Genomic DNA, 20078 nt, shown 5'->3' on the forward strand with positions numbered 1-20078 from the left:
GCCGGGAGCGCCGCCGCGCCGACCGTCACCTCCGCGGCCCGCGGAGGGGCCGCCCCCGGCCCGAGCAGCTCGCTAGCCCGCGTCCCGCTGGTGCAGCCACCGGAGGATCTCGCGGTTCGTCTCGTCCGGCATCTCCTGCTGGATCCAGTGGCCGCAGTCCAGGCTGACCACCTCCACGTCGGGCACGAGCTCGCTCAGGTTCTCCGACCTCAGGACCGCATCACGGTCGCCGTAGATCATGAGGGTGGGCTGGTGGATCACCGGATCCACGTCCGCCAGCAGGTGCCAGTTGCGGTCCAGGTTGCGGTACCAGTTGATGCTGCCCGTGAAACCGGACGACTCGAAGGCGGAGACGAACACGGCCAGCTCCTGGTCGCTCATGACGGGCTCGCCGCGCGGCGTGTCCGCCCGGGCGAGGTTGATCAGCGCCATGCCCGGTGCCGGCGCTGCGGGGGGCTCGTTCTTGCGGTACAGGTTGCGCAGGAACCGGGAGGTGTTCTCCTCGAACACCGCGTCCGCGACGCCAGGCTGCTGGTTGAAGTGGACGAAGTAGAAGTCGCCGCCCAGCACGCTCGCCATGAGCTCGACCCAGGGCACCTCACCACGTACCTGGTAGGGCAGGCTCAGGTTGATCACCTTGTTGACACGACCGGGGTGCAACAAGGCCAGGCCCCAGACGACCATCGCGCCCCAGTCGTGCCCGACGAACGTCGCGTCGTCGTACCCGTAGTGGTCGAGGAGTGCGACGAGATCGCCCGACAGGTGCTCGATGTCGTAGTCCGTCACCTCCGTCGGACGGGACGAGCTCCCGTACCCACGCTGGTTCGGGACGATGACGTGGTAGCCCGCTGCGACGAGGGCAGGCACCTGGTGGCGCCAGGAGAAGGCGTGCTCCGGCCAGCCGTGACACAGCACGACGGGCCTTCCGGCATTCTCGCGGCCCGCCTCGAAGACCTCGAGCTCCACTCCGTTGAGGGCGACCCGGGTGGGCGCGGGGAACTCGGCGGGATCGGACGTCGTGTCGATGCGGTCGTGGGTCGTCGGGCTCGTCTGTGAGGTCATGCAGCCATCGTGCGGACCGAAACCGGTCACCTTGTGACCGGTTTTCTGTGGAAGTGTGGCCGGGGTGCGAGCCGACCGGCTGATGGCCACCCTCCTGCTCCTGCAGCACCGCGAGCAGGTGACCGCGGCAGAGGTCGCCCGAGAGCTGGAGGTGTCGGAACGCACCGCCCGCCGTGATCTCGACGCCCTGGCGATGGCCGGGGTGCCCGTGTACTCGGTGCAGGGCCGGAGCGGTGGTTGGCGCCTCGTGGGCGGTGCCCGCACCGACCTGTCCGGGTTGACCGCCGGTGAGGCTCGCGCTCTGTTCCTCGTCGCCGGCCCGGCCTCGGCTGCGACACCCGCCGTGAAGGCGGCTCTGCGCAAGCTCGTCCGTGCCCTCCCGGAGCCGTTCCGGGTGCAGGCGGAGGCTGCAGCGTCGTCGGTCGTCACGGACCCGCGACGGTGGGGGTCGAGCCGGGTCGAGCACCGGCCGCCGCGCTTCCTCGACGAGCTGCAGGACGCGGTGATCCGTGGCGTCCAGGTGCGGCTCGGCTACGTGGACCGCACGGGGGTCGAGACCGAGCGCACCGTCCACCCGCTGGGCATCGTCGCGAAGGGTCCGTCGTGGTACCTCGTCTCCCACACCGACGCCGGCCGCCGCAGCTTCCGGATCGATCGCGTGTCCTCCGTGGACCTGACCGACGATCCCGCGCAGCGGCCCGAGGACTTCGACCTCGCCGAGAGCTGGCACGAGATCGCCGACGAGGTCGACCGCAGGCGCACGCCGTTGGAGGTCCAGGCGGTGTGCGCCCCGCACGGCATCGGCGTGCTCCGGATGGCGTTCGGCGATCGGCTCGAGGTCGGAGGTGCCACGGCCGACGGCCGCATCGAGCTCGTGATCCGGGGGCAGGACGAGTACGTGATGGCCGGCGAGCTCTCGGGGCTGGTCGAATGGGTCGAGGTGACCGGCCCGCCGGCCGTGCGAGGCCGCCTGGCCTCGATCGGCGGCGCGCTCGTCGAGCGGTACGGCTGACCGGGCCGAGCACTCTTCGACGGGTGCGCCCGCAGCTCGAGAGGCACGGGTGTCGACGACGGACGGCGCGGTCAGGCGGCGTGCGTCGGCTCACCCGTCGTGTCGTCCGGGACACCGACGTCGGCGGTGGCCGTGGACACCCGGTGCAGCAGCCACTCGAACGGTCCACGCCCCACTGTCGACGCCCACAGCCAGCAGAGGGCCACCGTCGTGCCGAGGAAGGCGATCCACCCACCGACCGTCGGCTCGCGGACCACCGCGTCGCCCAGGACGGCGATGGCCACGATGTGCACGGTGTACGCGGTGAGCGCGAGGGACCCCACGGCCGCGAGGGGGGCGAGTGCACGCGGCCACCTCTCGGCTGCGACGAGCGACGCCGCGAGCACGATCAGGGCGACGCCCACGTTGCCGACCACCTCGAACGTGGTCGACGAGTGCGGCTCGGAGGTGGCGAGCCGGTCGGGCCAGCCGAGCACGTGGAGCGCGACCCAGGAGCCGCCGTGGCCGAGGACCACCAGGCCGGCACCGAGGAGGGCGCCCTTCGCCCGCAGGCGCGGGGAACGCAGGTCCGAACGTCCGACGGCCATCCCGACCAGCAGGTACGCCGTCCAGACGAGTGCGGGGTAGTAGTGCCCGATCGCCAGGTCCGCGACCTCCGCGACGGGTCCGCGTACCAGGGTCGCAGACAGCGACTGCGCGAGGGGCGGGCCGAGGACGGCCAGTGTGAAGGCACCCATGAGAAGTGCGGAGCGTGACCATCGCAGCGCGACGGAGCCGAGCGTGAACATGAGCCCGTAGGTGGGCAGGATGACGGCGATGGGCGTGCCGAGCAGGACGAGCAGCTCACCGAGACCGAAGAGCAGGAGCGCCCGCACCAGGATCCGCACGCGCGCCTGCACCAGCCGAGTGCCGGTGACGACGTCCGGCCCGCCGGAGAGCAGGGCGAGGGAGACTCCCGCCAGCACGACGAACAGCGAGGCCGGCCGCCCGTCGGCCAGCTGTGCGAAGCCGCCGGGCGGGACCGGACCGTGGTCGTCGGGACCCACGTGCGCCGTCATCATCCCCAGCACGGCGAGCCCCCGGGCGGCGTCGATCCCCACGATGCGGCGCATGCCCCGGATGGTATCCGCGGGCCAGTGCCCCGGCGGGGAGCCCGCCCGTCGTCGACCGGGTCACGGCGCGGCGCAGACCACCCCGACGCACTGCGGGACGCTGCCGTTGGCAGCGGCCCTGTTCTCGCCCAGATCCGTGGCGCCCGGGACGTGCAGGCCCCAGCCGGTGTTGGCGCGGGCGACGTTCCCACCGATCTGGAACGACGGGTCCCCGGCCGCGACGTAGAGCCCGTCCGTGTTCTGCCGGAACGTGTTGTCCTGCACGAGGGTGGGCCCCGACGGCATGTCGGGCAGCCGGATCGTGGTGCCGTTCCGCCAGAACGTGCTGCGCACGACGGCGCCGCCGTACTCGCCGACGTCCACGCCGGTCGTGTTGGACACGAACGTCGAGCCCGCGACGTCGACGGCCCAGCCGCTCCCGTCGACCGCGACGTCCGACCCGGCGAAGCGGCTCCCGGCGATCGTCACGGCGCCGACCTCGTTCAGGCGCACGGCCGTCCGGTTGTCGGTGAACGTCGAGTCCTGGATGTGCCCCGAGGCCTCGGTGACGACCACCCCGTACGTGTTGTCGCGGAACTTGGAGCGGCGCACGTCGACGTCGCCCCCGTCGAACAGGCCGATGGTGTTGCCGTCGAACGTGGACAGCTCGACCTGGGCCCGCCCGAACCAGTTGGTGCTCAGCCCCAGGTCGTTGCGCCGGAAGGTGGAGCCCTTGACGGTCGTCGGCTTGACGTACAGCCCGGTGCTCGACTCGCCGGAGGCGTCGAGGCCGACGCCGTTCTCCTCGAAGGTCACGCCGCGCACTGTGAGCGGGCCGTTGGTCGCGTCCGGGCCGCCGACCGCCCAGGTGTGCACCGCGCTGCTCCACCCCGAGAGCGTCCCGTCGCGGACCGCCACCGCACCTTCGTTGGACACCGCGACGCCGATGCCACCGGCCGACCCGCCGAGGGTGTGCCCGCCCAGGTCGAGCGTCACTCCGGCGGCGAGCCGCACCCCGTCGGCCGGGCACCAGAGGTCGGCCGTGAGCCGGGTGTCGACGGTCAGCGTCGAGCCGCACACCGGCGGCGGTCCGGCCGTCGCCGGTGCGGCGACGAGGGTGGCAGCCGCCGAGAGGGCGACGCAGGACATGACAGCGGCTCCACGGTGCATGACTGGCCTCTCATGACGCCGCTGGGGCCGCGCCCCGGCGTACGCATCGAACCGTCCTCGCATCGGGCGCCGGAGAACAACCGCTTCGACCCGATCTGGGGGGTGAACTCCTTCCCCAGCGCGGCAGCGCGCAGCGCCTCAGCGCCCCAGCCCTTCAGTGCAACGGGCCGACGGCGTCGCACGCGGCGAGCAGGCGCGTCCGGAGGCCGTCGGACCGGACCGCGAAGTCCCGCTGCCGACGGACGTACTCCGCCTTGCCTTCGGGGGTCTCGATCGCCACGGCGTCGAGCCCGTACGAGCTCACGTCGTACGGCGATGCCTGCATGTCGAGCGTGCGGATCTCGCGGGCGAGCTCGAAGCAGTCGAGCAGCAGGTCGCCGGGCACGACCGGGCCCAGCTTGGTGGCCCACTTGTACACGTCTATCAATGCGTGCCGCCAACATGCATCTCGTGGGCTCCGGCCCATCAACGCGGTGGACATGGACACTCAGTTGACTCGTCTTTGGAACAGTTCCGCTGGCTTCCCGCGTCGCCCTTGGCTCCGCCGTCCGGTCTCGACGAGAGACGTGCGCATCGCGCGACGAAAGGTGTCGGGTAGCAGGCGATGACCGGCGACCGCCTCGTGGACCGCTCGCAGTTCCAGTAGGGTGAATGCGCCGTCGGCTTCTGCGTGTTCGACGAGCGAGAACGGGTCGGCCGAGGACTCATAGCGGCTGCGAAGCTCGTCGACTGCGAAGTCGATGATGGAGCGGTGGTCGAACGGCAGGTCGGGAACCTCGCTGACAGGCACGAGCCGGCTCTCGGGCCGGGACGGGATGCGGTCAGCACGTACGACATCGAGGTGGGCGACTGACAGCACCCACCCGCGGTCGTCACGGCGGGGGTCGTCGAACACGTGGAGCTGCTCCGGTCGAAGACCGGTGACTCCGGCCTTTGCCGTGAGCGAGCGCACGACCGCGTCCGACAACGTCTCTCCGGGGTGCAGGAACGTACCGGGGAGCCGCCACGCCGCAGCGGGCTCGGAGCTGGTCGGCCGAACGAGCAGGACGCAGAGCAGTCCCCGATCGACGGTGAGGACGGCGGTGTCCACGGCGACCGACGGGCGCGGGTAGTCCTCGAGCGCCCGGCCCGAGTCGTCGCGAGGGAGCGTCATGCCCGACCGCCCGCGGCCTGGTACTCGCGCCCTCGGCGTCGATAGTTGAGCGGGGCACCGAACACGCGACGGAGCTCTGCCACGACCCGTTCCTCGCGCGCGGCGACGGTCGTGTCGTCGACGAGCACCCAGTTCAGACCGGTACGTTCGCACAGGTCGACCCAGAAAGCGTCGCTGGACTCCCGCCGGTCGCCGCCGTATCGGAGCGGATCAGCCTCGAAGGGCACGGCGTCCTGGCCGAGGATGAGGTACAGGTCGCTGGCGTTCTGGGTGGCGTCGGCCCAGAGCGCGGGTGGCACCTCGGGCTCGCCGAACTTGACACCCTTGAGCAGCCAGTACCCGACCGTGGAGAAAAGGTCGGTGTCCTGGGCGATGAACGGCCGGCCGCGCCGGGTCGCGATCGCCTCCGCGGCTAGCTGCTGGGCGAGCTGGCCCTGCCAGATCGTGTACATCTTTTCGGGAGTGACCTCGGGCCCGACGACGTCGAGCTCGAGGTACGGGCGGGCCCACTCGGGGAGCGCCACGGCGAGACCGAGTTCGTCCAGGCGTCGCGTCATCGTCGTCTTGCCGACCGACTCGGCACCGAACACCGTGACTCGCTTGCGCAGGTACGGCTGGAACTCGGGGAGCAGCTCGGAGAACGCGTCGATCGGGTGCTCGCGCACCCGGGTGGCCTTCGCCGGGTTGACCAGGCGGCACGGGTCGTAGGGAAGGAACCGGCCGCCGATCGCCGACGCGAGGTCGGCGCCGTAGGCCTCCGAGGTCACGATGAGGTCCCCGTCCTGCGCACCGAGGCCGCGAAGGAGGCCGCGCCACATCGGCCAGAAGTCGGCCGCGTCGGCCGGCTCCTGTGGCAGCTCGTCGTGGATGCGGTGCACGACGACGGCACCGCCGAGCTCGGGCCGGCGTGCCAGCGTGAGCAGTGCGGCATGACGCGCGTCGGCGAGCGGCTCGCTCGGCTGAGTGCACAGGACCACGTGGACGGTCCGGGCCGCCCGGGTGGCGAAGGAGATCAAGTCGCCGTGACCCGTGGTCGGTGGGAGTGCCGTCAGGAGAACCCACGCGCGCTCGCTCATCGCATACTCCGGCGCCAGGCGGCGAAGCCGAGCACGGCCGTCGCGATGAACAGGACGTACTGGATGCCCGCGACGACGAGTCCCGACGCCATGTAGGTCCAGACGGCGATGACGTTCACGGCGATCCACACGAACCAGGTCTCGATGCGCTTGTTGTCGAGCAGGAACTGGGCGAGGAGGGAGCCGGCGAGGATCGCCGAGTCCGCCCAGGCGAGGTGCCCGCCGAGGACGCCGACGAGCCAGACGCCGCCGGCGTACGCGGCGATCGTCACCCCGACGTACGCCGGGATCCATCGACGTTCCTTGACGAGCCACGTGACGGGCCGCGTGTCGGCGTCCCGGCGCCAGCGGAACCAGCCGTAGACGAGCTGCGGAGTCAGGTACACGTTGAGCAGCGCCGAGGCGATCAGACCGTGCCGAAAGAACAACGCCGCGTACAGGACCGTGCTCACGGCTCCGAAGACATAGTTGAACCGACGCTGGAGGATGCAGAGCGCGGTGCTGGCGTACGACGTCGCCACCGCGAGGACCTCGAGCCACTCGACCTCAGAGGTCCAACCGAGAAGACGGCCGAGCACGTAGCTCGCGGGCGTGAGGAGTGCCGCCGCGCCGATCGCCATCACCATGTCGCGCTGGGGGGAGCGCGACCAGCCGGTGCGCCCACCGGCCGCCGTGTCGATATCCGTCTGCACAGCCATGCTCGTCAGCCTCCGTTCGGTGCATCGCGCTCCGCGATGACCTCACCCTAGGCGACTTAACGCAGTTCTGCGCTAAACACCCTCCGATTCACTCGTTCGCGACGGAGGGCAGGACTATCCGGCAGGCGTCCAGCAGTCGCCCGCGCAGCGCGTTCGAGCGCTCGGCGTAGTCGCGCTGGCGCCGCACGTACTCGGACTTGCCCTCGGGGGTCTCGATCTTGATCGGTGCGAGGTCGTAGGACGTGAAGTCGTACGGGGACGCCGCCATGTCGGTGTAGCGGATCTCCATCGCGAGCTCGAAGCAATCGAGCAGCAGCTCGCCCGGCACGATCGGGCCGAGCTTGCTTGCCCACTTGTAGCAATCCATAGCTGCGTGAAGACATCCCGGCTGCTCGTAGTCCACCTGCGTCTCGCGGGTCAGCGGCAGCAAAGTCCTGACGCCGTCGTCGCTGGTCAGCGAGACATCACCAGCAAGTTGAGCGCTGCCTGTTTCACCTACAACCAGGTCCATGGCGGCGTGCAGGCATCCGGGCTGCTCGAGCGCGACCTGGGACTCACGGGTCGGCCGGAGGGCGTTGAGCGGTGCCGCCGACGGGGTGAAGAACCGAAAGGCGTCGAAGTGCGAGCAGCGGATGCGGTGCGACTCGACGACGTGGTCGGTCCCCGCGCCGCCGAGCCGCAGGGGGAGGGCGTGGCGGTGCTCGTCCTCGCGGTACACCATCGCCCACTCGTGCAGCCCGAAGCAGCCCGTGAACGCCGGGCGTGACGAGGTCGCGGACAGCAGGTCGACCACGAACCGAGACCGTGTCGCCCCGGTCCGCGAGGAAGGCGTGGGCGTCGAGCGCGACCGCGCCGTCGTCCGCGCGGTACCACCGCCACGCTGCGTGGGGTGCCGACCCGTCCTCGCCGGCGAGGAGCACCACGCCCACGCCGGGGTGCCAGCGACGCAGCGCCGCCGGCTTGGTGGGGTAGTACTCGAACAGGAAGTCCTCGACGGCGTGCCTCGCCCCGGCCGCCCTGCGGGCGCGGTGGGCGGCGGTCAGGCCGTCGGCGCGCTCGGCGTGCCGGGCCGCGAGGGCCACCCAGGCCGGCGCGTCGAGCGCGGTGGTGCCCAGGGCCGTCGTCATGCCACCAGCGTAGGCACGGGACGGTCGTTGCCCGCCCGGCCCGGCACCGAGGAGACTGACGCGTGCTCACCGTCGCGCTCGTCCTCGCCGCCCTCGCCGCCGCCCTCCACGCCGTCATCTTCGTGCTGGAGGCCGTGCTGTTCACACGCCCCGACGTGTACGCCCGGTTCCGCACCCGGCCGCAGGACGTCGCGGCAGTCCGGCCCTGGGCGCTGAACCAGGGCTTCTACAACCTGTTCCTCGCCGTGGGAGCGGTCGTCGGGATCGCCTTCGCGGCGGGCTCCGACCAGACCGTCGGGTTGTCGCTCGTGCTGCTGGCCTGCGGGTCGATGCTGGCGGCGGCGGTGGTCCTCGTGGCGACGGACGGGCGGATGGCCCGCGCGGCAGCGACGCAAGGGCTGGTCCCGCTGCTGGCGGTGCTCTGCTCCGTGGCCGCCCTGGCCGGATAGCCGGAATCTCACCACTCGATACGAGTCGTCCCGACCATTGAAATACCCCGGGCCGAAATGGTTACAGTTCGATGTGAACACGCCGGCGAACCCCGATGTCTACACGCACGGGCACCACGAGTCCGTGCTGCGCTCCCACCGGTGGCGGACGGCCGAGAACTCCGCCGGGTACCTGCTGCCCGCCCTCGTGCCCGGCACCCGGCTGCTCGACGTGGGATGCGGACCCGGCTCCGTGACGATCGACCTGGCCGCCCGCCTGGAGCCGGGTGAGGTCATCGGTGTGGACGCGTCCGAGGCCGTCGTGGAGATCGCCCGTGACGCCGCCAAGGAGGCCGGGGCGTCCAACGTCACCTTCGAGGTGGCCGACGCGTACGACCTGCCCTTCGAGGACGGCACCTTCGACGTGGTGCACGCGCACCAGGTGCTCCAGCACCTCACCGACCCCATCGCCGCCCTGCGCGAGATGCGTCGCGTCACCCGGACCGGCGGCGTGGTCGCCGTCCGCGACGCCGACTACTCCGGGATGACGTGGTACCCGCCGTCGCCCGGGCTCGACGAGTGGCTCGCGCTGTACCACGAGGTCACGCAGGCCAACCGGGCCGAGGCCAACGCCGGGCGCAAGCTGCTCTCGTGGGTGCGCGAGGCGGGGTTCGACCCGTCCAGGATCGTGCCGAGCGCGGCCGTCTGGTGCTACGCGACGCCGGAGGACCGCACGTGGTGGGCGGGCCTGTGGGCGGACCGGTCGGTCAAGTCGAACTTCGCGGCGCAGGCCATCGACCACGGCCTGGCCGACGAGGTCGGGCTGGAGCTGCTCGCGGACGCCTGGCGGGAGTGGGGCGAAGAGCCCGACGGCTGGTTCGCCGTGCTGCACGGTGAGGTCCTCGCGCGCGTCTGAGCGGCGCCCCTGCTGGTGGCGTCGTCGCGGAGCCCGAGGCACGCCCTAGGCTTCGAGCGTGCGCATCGCGAGATTCACCACCGGAGGAGACCCCCGCTACGCCCTCGTCGAGGGTGAGCCCGGAGCGGAGGAGCTCGTCGTCATCACCGGGGACCCGTTGTACACGCCGGTGCAGCCCACCGGGGAGAGCGTCCCCCTCGACGACGACAGCGTGCGGTTGCTCGCACCGGTGATCCCCAGGTCCAAGATCATCGGCGTCGGCCGCAACTACGCGGACCACGCGAAGGAGCTCGGCAACGACGTCCCCGCCGCGCCGCTGCTGTTCCTCAAGCCCAACACGTCGGTGATCGGCCCCGACGACCCGATCGTGCTGCCCGACTGGACCGAGCACGTCGACCACGAGGCTGAGCTCGCCGTCGTGATCGGCAAGGTCACCAAGGACGTCAGCCCGGAGCGCGCCCTGGAGCACGTGTTCGGCTTCACGGTCGCCAACGACGTCACTGCCCGCGACATCCAGCGCTCCGACGAGCAGTGGACGCGGGCCAAGGGGTTCGACGGCTCCTGCCCCATCGGCCCGTGGATCGTGCCCGGTCTGGACGTCGACGACCTCGCCGTCACCGCCCGCGTCAACGGCGAGACGAAGCAGGACGGCCGGACGTCGCAGATGATCTTCGACACCGCCTACCTCGTCTCGTACGTGTCGGAGGTGTTCACGCTCCTGCCGGGCGACGTCATCCTCACGGGGACCCCCGCGGGCGTCAGCCCGATCGTCGACCGGGACGTCGTCGAGGTCGAGGTCGAGGAGATCGGCGTGCTCCGCAACCCGGTCCTGCGCCGCAGGTGAGCGCCGAGGAGCTGCCGAACCCGCTCCTGCCGTCCGCGTACGACGTGATCTGGACGGTCCTCGTGCTCTTCCCGCTCGTCGGCGTCGCGGCGGCGGCGATCACGGTCGCGGCCGTCGCGGTGCGCCGCCGTCGCCGCACCGGGGCCGGCACCGACGTGCCGCACCCGGGCCTGGCTCCATGACCAGCGGAACCACGTGGCTCGCGCCAACTAGCCTGTCCCTGTGACCACCCCCGCTTCTGCCGGCTCCGCCGTGCGCGTCCGCTTCTGCCCGTCGCCCACCGGGACGCCGCACGTCGGCATGATCCGCACGGCGCTGTTCAACTGGGCGTACGCCCGCCACACGGGCGGCCGGTTCGTGTTCCGCATCGAGGACACCGACGCGGCGCGCGACTCCGAGGAGAGCTACCTGCAGCTGCTCGACGCGCTGCGCTGGCTCGGCCTGGACTGGGACGAGGGTGTGGAGGTGGGCGGCCCGCACGCGCCGTACCGGCAGTCGCAGCGTTACGACCTGTACCAGGACGTGGTGCGGCGGCTCGTCGAGGGCGGTCACGCGTACGAGTCGTTCTCGACGCCCGAGGAGGTCGAGGCGCGGCACAGGGCGGCCGGCCGCGACCCGAAGCTCGGCTACGACGGGTACGACCGCGACCTCACCGACGAGCAGAGGGCGTCCTACCGTGCCGAGGGTCGCGAGCCGGTGCTGCGCATGCGGATGCCCGACGAGGACATCACGTTCACGGACCTCATCCGCGGTGACATCACGTTCAAGGCCGGCTCGGTGCCGGACTACGTGATCGTGCGCGCCAACGGCCACCCGCTGTACACGCTGGTCAACCCGGTGGACGACGCGTTCATGGGGATCACCCACGTGCTGCGCGGCGAGGACCTGCTCTCGTCCACCCCGCGGCAGGTCGTCCTGTACCGCGCCCTGCTGGACCTCGGGGTCGCGAGCGTCCTCCCGCAGTTCGGCCACATGCCGTACGTGATGGGGGAGGGCAACAAGAAGCTGTCGAAGCGCGATCCCGAGTCCGACCTCTTCCTGCACCGTGACCGTGGCTTCACCCCCGAAGGGCTCCTCAACTACCTGGCCCTGCTCGGCTGGGGCATCTCGCCGGACAACGACGTGTTCACGATGCCCGAGCTCGTCGCCGCGTTCGACATCGCCGACGTCAACCCCAACCCCGCGCGGTTCGACCTCAAGAAGGCGGAGGCCATCAACTCGGCGCACGTGCGCATGCTCGCGGGCGACGACTTCCGCGACCGGTTGGTCCCGTACCTGCACCGCGGTGGCCTGGTCCCGACGGACTCCTACGCCGACCTGGAGCCCGCCCACCGGGCGTTGCTCGACGCCGGGGCGCCCCTGATCCAGGAGCGCATCACGCTGCTCGGGGAGGCCGTGCCCATGCTCGGCTTCCTGTTCGTCGCGGACGACGCGCTGACCGTCGAGGACGACGCACGCGGGGCCCTGCGCGACGACGCCGCCGCTGCGCTCGACGCCGCACACGCCGCACTCTCCGCGATCCCCGAGGACGGGTTCACGACGGCCGCGACGCAGGAGGCGCTCCAGGCGGCCCTCGTGGACGGCCTCGGGCTCAAGCCCCGGTTCGCGTTCACGCCGCTGCGCGTGGCACTCAGCGGCCGCCGCGTGTCGCCCCCGCTCTTCGAGTCGATGGAGATCCTCGGCCAGGCCTCCACCCTGGCCCGGCTCGCTGCGCTGCGCGCGACGCTGTGACCGGTTCGCCCCTCGTGGACGGGGTGCTGTTCGACATCGACGACACCCTGGTCGACACGCGCGGCGCGTTCGCCGTGGCGCTCGGGGTCGTCGCGCGGCGGTACCTGCCGGACCTCCCGGCGGACCGCGACGCCGAGCTGGTCACCACCTGGCGTGCCGACGTGAACGGGCACTACGCGGCGTACACCCGCGGCGAGGTCGGTTTCGTCGCTCAGCGGCTGGCGCGCGCCAACGAGCTGCACGCGCAGTTCGGCGGACCGGCGCTCGACGACGAGGCGTTCGCGCGGTGGGACGAGGTGTTCCAGGACGGCTTCACGTCAGCGTGGACGGCCCACCCCGACGTCACCGTCGTCGACCGGCTGCTGGCCGCCGGGCTGGCGGTCGGGGCGCTGTCCAACGCGTCGGTCGCGTACCAGACGTCCAAGCTCGAGCGGGTCGGGCTGATCGGCCGGGTCCCGATGCTCGTGGGTGTCGACACGCTCGGCTACGGGAAGCCGCACCCCGACGTCTTCACGGAGGCCTGCCGTCGGCTGGGCACCGACCCCGCCCGGACGGCCTACGTGGGCGACGAGCTCGACGTCGACGCCGAGGCGGCACGCGCTGCGGGTCTGCTCGGGGTGTGGCTGGACAGGCCCGGCGGCCGGCGGCACACCATCTCCGACGAGCAGATCGAGGCGGCCGGAGTCACCGTGGTGCACGCCCTGGACGAGCTGCCGGCCGTGCTCGGGCTCTGAAATCCCGGTGTCGTCGGCCGCCTCTATGATCGCGCCCGTGATGAAGGCGAAGCGGGCGCACCTGCCGAAGGATTTCGAGGACCTGCTCGCGTCGGGCGACCTGCCGGCCTTGCAGGCCGTGTACGAGCGTCGCGCGCTCGACGCGACCGACAAGCTGCTGCACCGGACGGCACTGGCATTCGACGACTGCCCGGACGAGCTGGCCCGCTGGCTCGTCGGGCAGGGCCTCGACGTGGACACCCACGACCGGTACTCCCGTACGGCGCTGTACCACCGGCGACGGCGCGCCGGGATCGAGGTGCTCACCGAGCTGGGTGCTGACGTCGCGGTGCGAGACACCGAGGGGGCGACGCCGCTGCACTGCGCGGCCGGTCACGGGCGGGTCGAGGCGGTCGACGCGCTGCTGCGTGCGGGCGCCGACCCGCACGCCACCGACCGGCAGGGCCGCACCCCGCTCGGTAACGCGTTGGCGCGTTGTCGCAACGCGGACATCGCGTACGTGGCGCCGCTCGCGCGGCTGCTCGTGGAGGCCGGTGCGGTGGTCGACGAGGGCATGCGTGCGCGGGTCCGGGAGATGGGCGAGACGTTCGAGTTCTTCCGGACGTCGTTCAATCCTGACTCGCTCGACGAGGCCGACGCGGCCCTGCGGGACCTGTACGCGCTGCTCGGCGTCCCCCCGGTGGCGGCGCTGCACAAGCACGACGGGCGGTCCAGGATCGAGGTCACCGCCACGCGGTGGAACGAGCAGTTCGACGAGCTCTGGGGCCTGCTGGTGCCGGGTTCGGGCGCCGCGGCGACCTCACAGGGCGAGGCGGTCCGGATCTGCGGTCGGCTCGCCGACGAGATCCTGCGCAACGGCGGTGCGAACTGGGACGGCGACCACCGTCAGATGTGCGACGCGCTGGTCGTGCACGTGCGCAGCGGGACGGCGCTCCCGCCGGCGGAGCTGGACGACGCGACGCGACTGGCGTCGACGGTCCGGACGGGCGACGCCGACACCACCGACCTCGGCCGGCTCACGGAGCTCACGGTCCGGTGGGTCCTGCTCAACCCCGAGCCGGTACCGCTCGCCACCCCGGTGTACCGACGCTGAGGTCGCGGAGCCGCGCGCGCCAGCACTCCGTGCGGTAGGGCAGGTCGATGCTGTCGCGGCCGCGGAGGTCCGGATGGGTGGCGGTGAGCTCGTCGACCGCGTCGAGGAGCGCGTCGCGCTCGTCGGGCGGGAGCAGCAGCAGGTGGCTCCGGCTCGCGGCGAGGAACCGGAGGTCCGACGGACGCACCGTGGTCACCCACCGGACCGTCCGGTGCTCCGGCACCGTGAAGGCGTCCCCCAGGGCCGGCTCCGCGTACGCGATCGTCAGGGCGTCGCCGCGGTGCACGATCTCCGTCCAGCGGCTCACCCAGTCGACGTCCTCGTCGCGGATGTTCCACATCACGGCGACCTGGCCGTGCGGCCGGAGCACACGCGCGATCTCGCCGGTCGCAGCCGGCGGGTCGAACCAGTGCCAGGCCTGCGCGACGGTCACCGCATCCATCGACCCGTCAGGGAGGCCGGTGGCCTCCGCGGTGCCGGGCCGGGCGTCGGCGGCAGGGACGGTGCGGACCAGCTCGGCGCGCATCGCGTCTGACGGCTCGACGGCCACGACGTGCACGCCGAGCCGCACGAGCCCTGCCGTGAGCTTGCCGGTGCCCGCGGCGAGGTCGAGCACGTCCCGGGCGCCCTCGGGAACCGCCCACCGGACGACGTCCTCGGGGTAGTCCGGACGTGCGGCGTGATAGGCGTCCGCCCCGAGCTTGAAGGACGCGGCGCGGGCGTCGCGGTGCTCGTCGGTCATGCCGGCGATGCTGCCAGGGGCAGCGCAGCACCGCAGGTGCCGGTCGGCTCAGTCCCCGGGCATCGGGTCGAGCATCTCGAGCGCCGCCTCGTGCAGCAGCCCGTTGGTCACCAGCGCGGACCCGCCGAACGGGCCGGGCACGCCGCGGACGGACGTGAACCTCCCGCCGGCCTCCGTGACGATCGGCACCAGCGCCGCCATGTCGTGCAGGGCCAGCTCCGGCTCGGCGGAGAGGTCGACGGCACCCTCCGCGACGAGCACGTGGGACCAGAAGTCCCCGTACGCGCGGGAGCGCCACACCGTCCGCTCGAGCGTGAGGAACTCGTCGAGCCGCCCTTGCTTCTCCCACCCGGACAGGCTCGAGTACGACAGCGAGGCGTCGGCCAGCCGGTCCACCTGCGACACCCGCAGACGCGATGCCGCGGCGAGCGACTTGCCCGTCCAGGCACCGTTCCCCTGCGCTGCCCACCAGCGACGGCCGAGGGCTGGTGCGCTGACCACCCCGACGACCACCTCGTCGCCGTCGAGCAGCGCGATGAGCGTGGCCCAGACGGGAACACCGCGGACGAAGTTCTTCGTCCCGTCGATCGGGTCCACGACCCAGCGGCGCGGCCCGTGACCGGTGTCGGCCATCTCCTCGCCCTGCACGGCGTCCCGCGGGCGGGCCCGGGACAGCTGCCCGCGGATCAGCTCCTCGGCGGCCTTGTCCGCGTCCGAGACGGGCGTCAGGTCCGGCTTGGTCTCGACGCGCAGGTCCTGGGCCTTGAACCGGGACATCGTCAGGCCGTCCACCTGGTCGGCCATCACGTGCGCGAGGCGCAGGTCGTCGTCGTACCCGGGGCGCAGGCTCATGCCGCTCACCGTAGCGGCTGGCGCGCTGGTCACGGACGGGACGGCTCCCGCGGGTCGTCCGTGGTGCCGAGCCGGCTCGCGAGCAGACGGCGGAACGACTCGACCCGTGCGGACCGGGCGGCCCGGGTGACGTCGTCGGGGGAGTCGGCCACCCAGTCGTCCAGTGCGCAGTCGGGGGCGTCGTCCGCGTGGGTGCAGCCACGCGGGCACTCCGCGGCGACCTCTGCGAGGTCCGTGAAGGCGCCGAGCAGGTGCTGCGGGTCCACGTGGGCGAGACCGAACGAGCGCACCCCCGGGGTGTCGATGACCCACGTGGGCCCGGCCGTCGCCGGCACCCGCAGCGCCACGGCCGAGGTGGACGTGTGGCGCCCCCGGCCGGTGACGTCGTTCACCACGCCGACCGCCCGGTACGCGTCGGGGACGAGCGCGTTGACCAGCGTCGACTTCCCCACCCCGGAGTGCCCCACGAGCACCGACGTGCGGCCGTCGAGGGCCGCCCGCAGGTCCTCGAGACCGTGGATGGTGCGGGCCTCCTTGGGTCCCTCCGTGCGTGTGACGACGACACGGACGCCGATCGGTGCGTACATCGCCACCAGCTCGGCGGGGTCGGCGAGGTCCGCCTTCGTCAGGGCCAGCAGCGCGTCCATCCGTGCGTCGTACGCCGCCGCGACGCACCGGTCGATCATCCGGGTCCGCGGCTCGGGGTCGGCGAGGGCCGTGACGATGACGAGCTGCTGGGCGTTCGCGACGATGACCCGCTCCACCGGGTCCGTGTCGTCCGCGGTGCGCCGCAGCACGGTCCGACGGTCGCCGATGCGCACGATCCGGGACAGCGACCCGTCGTCGCCCGACGTGTCACCCACGAGGTCCACCCGATCCCCGGGGACCACGCGCTCGCGCCCCAGCTCACGGGCCTTCATGGCGATGGCCCGCCGCTCGTCCGGACCGTCCGGGTCCACGAGCACGGCGTACCTGCCCCGGTCGACGCCGGTGACGAGGGCCGTCCGCGCGTCGGTGTGCTCCGGGCGCTGCTTGGTGCGCGGTCGCGACCCACGTCCGGGACGGATGCGGACGTCCCGTTCGTCGTAGCGCCGTGCCGGCATCAGGCGGGCGCCGTCCCCGGCCCGGCGCCGGCGGCGATCATCCCGGTCCACATCCCGACGAAGTCGGGCAGCGTCTTGCTCGTCGTGGCGACGTCCTCGACGTCGATGCCCGGCACGCGCAGCCCGACCAGCGCACCGGCCGTCGCCATCCGGTGGTCCTCGTACGTCCGCCAGGTGCCCGCCGTGAGGGCGCGCGGCGTGATGACCAGACCGTCGGCCGTCTGCTCCGCCTGGCCGCCCACCCGTGTGATCTCGCTGGCGAGCGCGGCGAGGCGGTCCGTCTCGTGCCCGCGCAGGTGCGCGATGCCGCGCAGCCGGGTGGGGGAGTCCGCGAGTGCCGCGAGGGCGGCGATCGTGGGAGCGAGCTCGCCGGCCGCGTGCAGGTCGAGGTCGACGCCGCGGACGACGCCGGTCCCGGTGACCGACAGGACGCCGCCCTCGAGGCGCGTCGCGCCGCCCATCCGCTCGAGGATCCCCGGCAGGAGACCGCCGGGCTGCGTGGTCGACGTCGGCCACCCCGGGACCTGCACGGTCCCACCCGCGACGAGGGCGGCGCACAGGAACGGTGCGGCGTTCGACAGGTCCGGCTCGACCCGCACGTCACGGGGCGCCACCGGACCGGGGGACACGTGCCAGATGGCCGGCCGCGAGTCGTCGACCGAGATGCCCGCCGCACGCAGGACGGCGACGGTCATCTCGATGTGGGGCAGGCTCGGCAGGGTACGGCCGGTGTGCCGGACGGTGAGCCCGTTCGTGAACCGCGCGGCAGCGAGGAGCAGCCCGGACACGAACTGGCTGGACGCCGACGCGTCGACGTCGACCTGCCCCCCGAGCGCGCCGCCGCGGCCGTGCACGGTGAACGGCAGGTGCCCGGGCTCGCCGTGCTCGTCCACCCGGACGCCGAGCTGACGCAGGGCAGCCAGGACAGGGCCCATCGGCCGGACGAGCGCGGTGGCGTCGCCGTCGAAGCGGACCGGACCGTCGGCGAGGGCCGCGACCGCCGGAAGGAACCGCATGACGGTGCCGGCGAGACCGCAGTGGATGGTCGTGGAGCCGGTGAGCGTCCCGGGCGTGACGACCCAGTCGGCCCCGTCCTCCTCGACGGTGACGCCGAGCCTGCCCAGCGCCGCCGCCATCAGCAGGGTGTCACGCGACCGCAGAGCTCCCCGCAGACTGCCCGGACCCTCGGCGAGCGCAGCCAGCACGAGGTACCGGTTGGTCAGCGACTTCGACCCGGGGACGTCGACGAGCGCGTCGAGCGGGCCGTCGGCCTGCGGGGCCGGCCACAGCGCAGCGGCGGGGTGCGGCCCGGCGTCGAGAAGCGTCATGTCGACCAGGTTAGTGCCCCGGTCACGGGCGTCCCGCGGCCGTCCATCGTGTGCGGGGCGCGTTCAGTCGGCGCTCGCCGCGGCCCGCTCCTCGAGCGCGTGGTGGACGCGCCAGCTGATCCCGGGCCTGCCCTCGCGGTCGGCGGCGACGAGCACCGCGCCAGCGCCGAAGGCGAGCGCCCGGACCAGGCGGTCGCGCCGCTGCCGGCGCAGAACACGATCGCCCGCGTCGGCGCGCTTGTCGGGCAGGTTCACGACCGCCAGAGGTGCCATCAGGACGGCCAGCGCGAGCGCCGCGGTCCGCGGCGCCCTGCCGAGGGCGAGCAGCACGCCGGCACCCGCGAGAGCCGCACCGTGCAGCTGGACAGCCGTCGTCAGCTGCCGCTGGGTCAGCTCGCGACGCAGCAACCCGCCGGGGACCACGTCGACCGCCGCGTCCGGCAGCCGAGCGCGCCACCCGGCGAGGGCGGCGGCCGCGTCGGCCGCGTGGGACGCGGGGTGGCGGACGACGCCCAGTCCCTCCGAGACGAACCAGGAGGCGAACAGGGGACGGGCGACACGGCGCAGCAGCACGGCTTCTCCTCCTCTGGCGCACGGTGCACGCCCTGCAGGTCACGCTAGTGCCGGGGTCCCGTCCCCGCACCGCCGCACCGCCGCCCCGCCGTACCGCCGTACCGCCGTACCGCTGCACCGCCTGCCCGCGGTCGCCGCCGCGCCCGCTCACCGCCGACGCACGGCTGTCGCACGGGACGCACGGCTGACGCACCGCGGGAATGGTCGCCGTCCGGCCGTGGTTGAGGTCCCCATGAGCTGCGCCGCGCCGACGCGACCTTTGGCCCGCACGGGGACCGTGCCCACCATCGACGACGTGTTCGGTCCGTGGCCCCCTCCCTCAGGTGGCCCTCAGCAAGACGGACTAGGCTCGCGGGCGATGAGCGAGGACCTCAACCGCGCCCCCGAGTCCGAGGACGACGCGGCACGCACCGAACGGTTCGAAGCCGAGGCGCTGGTCTACCTGGACCAGCTCTACGGTGCTGCGCTGCGCATGACGCGCAACCCCGCGGACGCCGAGGATCTCGTGCAGGAGACCTTCGCGAAGGCGTTCGCCGCGTTCCACCAGTACCGGCCGGGGACGAACCTCAAGGCGTGGCTGTACCGCATCCTCACCAACACGTACATCAACTCGTACCGCAAGAAGCAGCGCGAGCCCCAGCAGTCCCGGTCGGAGGAGATCGAGGACTGGCAGCTCGCGAGGGCCGAGTCGCACACGGCGAGCGGGCTGCGCTCCGCCGAGGCCGAGGCGCTCGACCACCTGCCCGACTCGGACGTCAAGGACGCCCTGCAGCGGATCCCGGAGGAGTTCCGGATCGCCGTGTACCTGGCCGACGTGGAGGGCTTCGCCTACAAGGAGATCGCCGAGATCATGGGCACGCCGATCGGGACGGTGATGTCCCGGCTGCACCGTGGCCGCGCACAGCTGCGCGAGCTGCTCGCGGACTACGCGCGCGGTCGTGGGCTCGTCGCCTCGGCGCCGACGGCACCGGAGGGTGCTCGATGAGCGAGCGCAAGGAGCCGGCAGAACTTGCCGGCGGCTGTGGCAACAACTGCACCGACGCGTTGGACCGCTTGTGGGAGTACCTCGACTCCGAGCTCCCGGAGCTCGACGCCGCGACCGTGCGCTCACATCTGGCCGAGTGCCAGGTCTGCCTCGAGGAGTACGACCTGGACGTCGTGGTGAAGCACCTCGTGAAGCGCGGTTGCCAGGAGGTTGCGCCCGACGCGTTGCGCGTGCGGATTCACGAGCAGCTCACCGTGATGCGGGTAAGCGTCCCCGACTGACCCGCGGCATGCAGAAGGCCCGGTGCGAGGCACCAGGCCTTCGTGCTTCCGGTGCAACGCACCGGGCCCGCTGTGCGGG

General features: G+C 72.4%; 22 protein-coding genes and 1 pseudogene. 10 read left to right on the forward strand and 13 right to left on the reverse strand.

The window, feature by feature from the left end; genetic code table 11:
* Window positions 1-72 precede the first annotated feature (72 nt).
* Window positions 73-1062 (reverse strand): alpha/beta fold hydrolase, encoded by a 990-nt coding sequence (locus tag ACVW07_RS17510; RefSeq protein WP_456820488.1) that lies wholly within the window; start codon window positions 1060-1062, stop codon window positions 73-75.
* An 82-nt stretch (window positions 1063-1144) separates the two neighbouring features.
* Between ACVW07_RS17510 and ACVW07_RS17515 the strand changes: the two genes are divergently transcribed.
* Window positions 1145-2074: a helix-turn-helix transcriptional regulator gene (locus ACVW07_RS17515; RefSeq protein ID WP_456820489.1), complete on the forward strand. Its 930-nt coding sequence runs from the start codon at window positions 1145-1147 to the stop codon at window positions 2072-2074.
* Between the two features lie 71 nt (window positions 2075-2145).
* Here ACVW07_RS17515 and ACVW07_RS17520 read toward each other — a convergent pair whose 3' ends face one another.
* The 7 genes and pseudogenes from ACVW07_RS17520 to ACVW07_RS17550 form a co-directional block, all read right to left on the reverse strand.
* Window positions 2146-3186: a heparan-alpha-glucosaminide N-acetyltransferase domain-containing protein gene (locus tag ACVW07_RS17520; RefSeq protein ID WP_456820490.1), complete on the reverse strand. Its 1041-nt coding sequence runs from the start codon at window positions 3184-3186 to the stop codon at window positions 2146-2148.
* A gap of 60 nt (window positions 3187-3246) precedes the next feature.
* Window positions 3247-4314 (reverse strand): right-handed parallel beta-helix repeat-containing protein, encoded by a 1068-nt coding sequence (locus ACVW07_RS17525; RefSeq protein WP_456820491.1) that lies wholly within the window; start codon window positions 4312-4314, stop codon window positions 3247-3249.
* A gap of 175 nt (window positions 4315-4489) precedes the next feature.
* Window positions 4490-4768: pseudogene (locus tag ACVW07_RS17530) on the reverse strand (3-methyladenine DNA glycosylase); the annotation flags it as partial.
* A 54-nt stretch (window positions 4769-4822) separates the two neighbouring features.
* On the reverse strand, window positions 4823-5488 hold the full coding sequence (locus tag ACVW07_RS17535; protein WP_456820492.1) for an NUDIX hydrolase: 666 nt from the start codon (window positions 5486-5488) through the stop codon (window positions 4823-4825).
* Window positions 5485-6564 carry an AAA family ATPase gene (locus tag ACVW07_RS17540; RefSeq protein ID WP_456820493.1) on the reverse strand — a complete coding sequence of 360 codons (1080 nt, stop codon included), beginning with the start codon at window positions 6562-6564 and terminating at the stop codon, window positions 5485-5487. The genes ACVW07_RS17535 and ACVW07_RS17540 overlap by 4 nt, the downstream gene beginning before the upstream one ends.
* Window positions 6561-7262 carry a nicotinamide riboside transporter PnuC gene (gene pnuC, locus ACVW07_RS17545; RefSeq protein ID WP_456820494.1) on the reverse strand — a complete coding sequence of 234 codons (702 nt, stop codon included), beginning with the start codon at window positions 7260-7262 and terminating at the stop codon, window positions 6561-6563. The genes ACVW07_RS17540 and pnuC overlap by 4 nt, the downstream gene beginning before the upstream one ends.
* 88 nt (window positions 7263-7350) lie before the next feature.
* On the reverse strand, window positions 7351-8055 hold the full coding sequence (locus ACVW07_RS17550) for a hypothetical protein (protein WP_456820495.1): 705 nt from the start codon (window positions 8053-8055) through the stop codon (window positions 7351-7353).
* Window positions 8056-8451: 396 nt separating this feature from the next.
* Between ACVW07_RS17550 and ACVW07_RS17555 the strand changes: the two genes are divergently transcribed.
* The 7 genes from ACVW07_RS17555 to ACVW07_RS17585 all read left to right on the forward strand — a co-directional run bounded on the left by ACVW07_RS17555 (window position 8452) and on the right by ACVW07_RS17585 (window position 14135).
* Entirely contained in the window at window positions 8452-8838 is a 387-nt protein-coding gene (locus ACVW07_RS17555; protein WP_456820496.1) for a DUF1304 domain-containing protein, read from the forward strand.
* Window positions 8839-8911: 73 nt separating this feature from the next.
* On the forward strand, window positions 8912-9733 hold the full coding sequence (locus tag ACVW07_RS17560) for a methyltransferase domain-containing protein (RefSeq protein ID WP_456820497.1): 822 nt from the start codon (window positions 8912-8914) through the stop codon (window positions 9731-9733).
* Window positions 9734-9791: 58 nt separating this feature from the next.
* Window positions 9792-10577, forward strand: coding sequence for a fumarylacetoacetate hydrolase family protein (locus ACVW07_RS17565; RefSeq protein WP_456820498.1), 786 nt, complete (start codon window positions 9792-9794; stop codon window positions 10575-10577).
* Window positions 10574-10759 carry a hypothetical protein gene (locus ACVW07_RS17570; protein ID WP_456820499.1) on the forward strand — a complete coding sequence of 62 codons (186 nt, stop codon included), beginning with the start codon at window positions 10574-10576 and terminating at the stop codon, window positions 10757-10759. The genes ACVW07_RS17565 and ACVW07_RS17570 overlap by 4 nt, the downstream gene beginning before the upstream one ends.
* A 40-nt stretch (window positions 10760-10799) precedes the next feature.
* Window positions 10800-12308, forward strand: a complete 1509-nt coding sequence (gltX, locus tag ACVW07_RS17575) for a glutamate--tRNA ligase (protein WP_456820500.1) — start codon at window positions 10800-10802, stop codon at window positions 12306-12308.
* Complete coding sequence (locus tag ACVW07_RS17580) at window positions 12305-13042, forward strand: HAD family hydrolase (RefSeq protein WP_456820501.1); 738 nt, start codon at window positions 12305-12307, stop codon at window positions 13040-13042. Before gltX ends, ACVW07_RS17580 begins: the two co-directional genes overlap by 4 nt.
* A gap of 40 nt (window positions 13043-13082) precedes the next feature.
* Window positions 13083-14135, forward strand: coding sequence for an ankyrin repeat domain-containing protein (locus tag ACVW07_RS17585; RefSeq protein ID WP_456821112.1), 1053 nt, complete (start codon window positions 13083-13085; stop codon window positions 14133-14135).
* On the opposite strand, the gene ACVW07_RS17590 is transcribed toward ACVW07_RS17585, so the two are convergent.
* The 5 genes from ACVW07_RS17590 to ACVW07_RS17610 all read right to left on the reverse strand — a co-directional run bounded on the left by ACVW07_RS17590 (window position 14089) and on the right by ACVW07_RS17610 (window position 18733).
* A complete protein-coding gene (locus ACVW07_RS17590) occupies window positions 14089-14877 on the reverse strand; it encodes a class I SAM-dependent methyltransferase (protein ID WP_456820502.1) in 789 nt (262 codons plus the stop codon). The genes ACVW07_RS17585 and ACVW07_RS17590 overlap by 47 nt on opposite strands.
* A gap of 48 nt (window positions 14878-14925) precedes the next feature.
* Window positions 14926-15729: a histidinol-phosphatase gene (gene hisN / locus ACVW07_RS17595; protein ID WP_456820503.1), complete on the reverse strand. Its 804-nt coding sequence runs from the start codon at window positions 15727-15729 to the stop codon at window positions 14926-14928.
* A 29-nt stretch (window positions 15730-15758) separates the two neighbouring features.
* Window positions 15759-16832, reverse strand: coding sequence for a ribosome small subunit-dependent GTPase A (gene rsgA / locus ACVW07_RS17600; RefSeq protein WP_456820504.1), 1074 nt, complete (start codon window positions 16830-16832; stop codon window positions 15759-15761).
* Window positions 16832-18160, reverse strand: a complete 1329-nt coding sequence (aroA, locus tag ACVW07_RS17605) for a 3-phosphoshikimate 1-carboxyvinyltransferase (RefSeq protein WP_456820505.1) — start codon at window positions 18158-18160, stop codon at window positions 16832-16834. Before aroA ends, rsgA begins: the two co-directional genes overlap by 1 nt.
* Window positions 18161-18223: 63 nt before the next feature.
* Window positions 18224-18733 carry a DoxX family protein gene (locus ACVW07_RS17610; protein ID WP_456820506.1) on the reverse strand — a complete coding sequence of 170 codons (510 nt, stop codon included), beginning with the start codon at window positions 18731-18733 and terminating at the stop codon, window positions 18224-18226.
* Between the two features lie 232 nt (window positions 18734-18965).
* Here ACVW07_RS17610 and ACVW07_RS17615 point away from each other — a divergent pair, with 232 nt between their 5' ends.
* The gene (locus ACVW07_RS17615) at window positions 18966-19718 is read left to right on the forward strand and encodes a sigma-70 family RNA polymerase sigma factor (RefSeq protein ID WP_456820507.1); all 753 of its coding nucleotides are present in this window, start codon (window positions 18966-18968) and stop codon (window positions 19716-19718) included.
* Window positions 19715-19999 carry a mycothiol system anti-sigma-R factor gene (gene rsrA / locus ACVW07_RS17620; RefSeq protein ID WP_456820508.1) on the forward strand — a complete coding sequence of 95 codons (285 nt, stop codon included), beginning with the start codon at window positions 19715-19717 and terminating at the stop codon, window positions 19997-19999. The genes ACVW07_RS17615 and rsrA overlap by 4 nt, the downstream gene beginning before the upstream one ends.
* The last annotated feature ends 79 nt before the right edge of the window (window positions 20000-20078 follow it).

This window comes from Cellulomonas sp. URHB0016 (genome assembly GCF_054057935.1).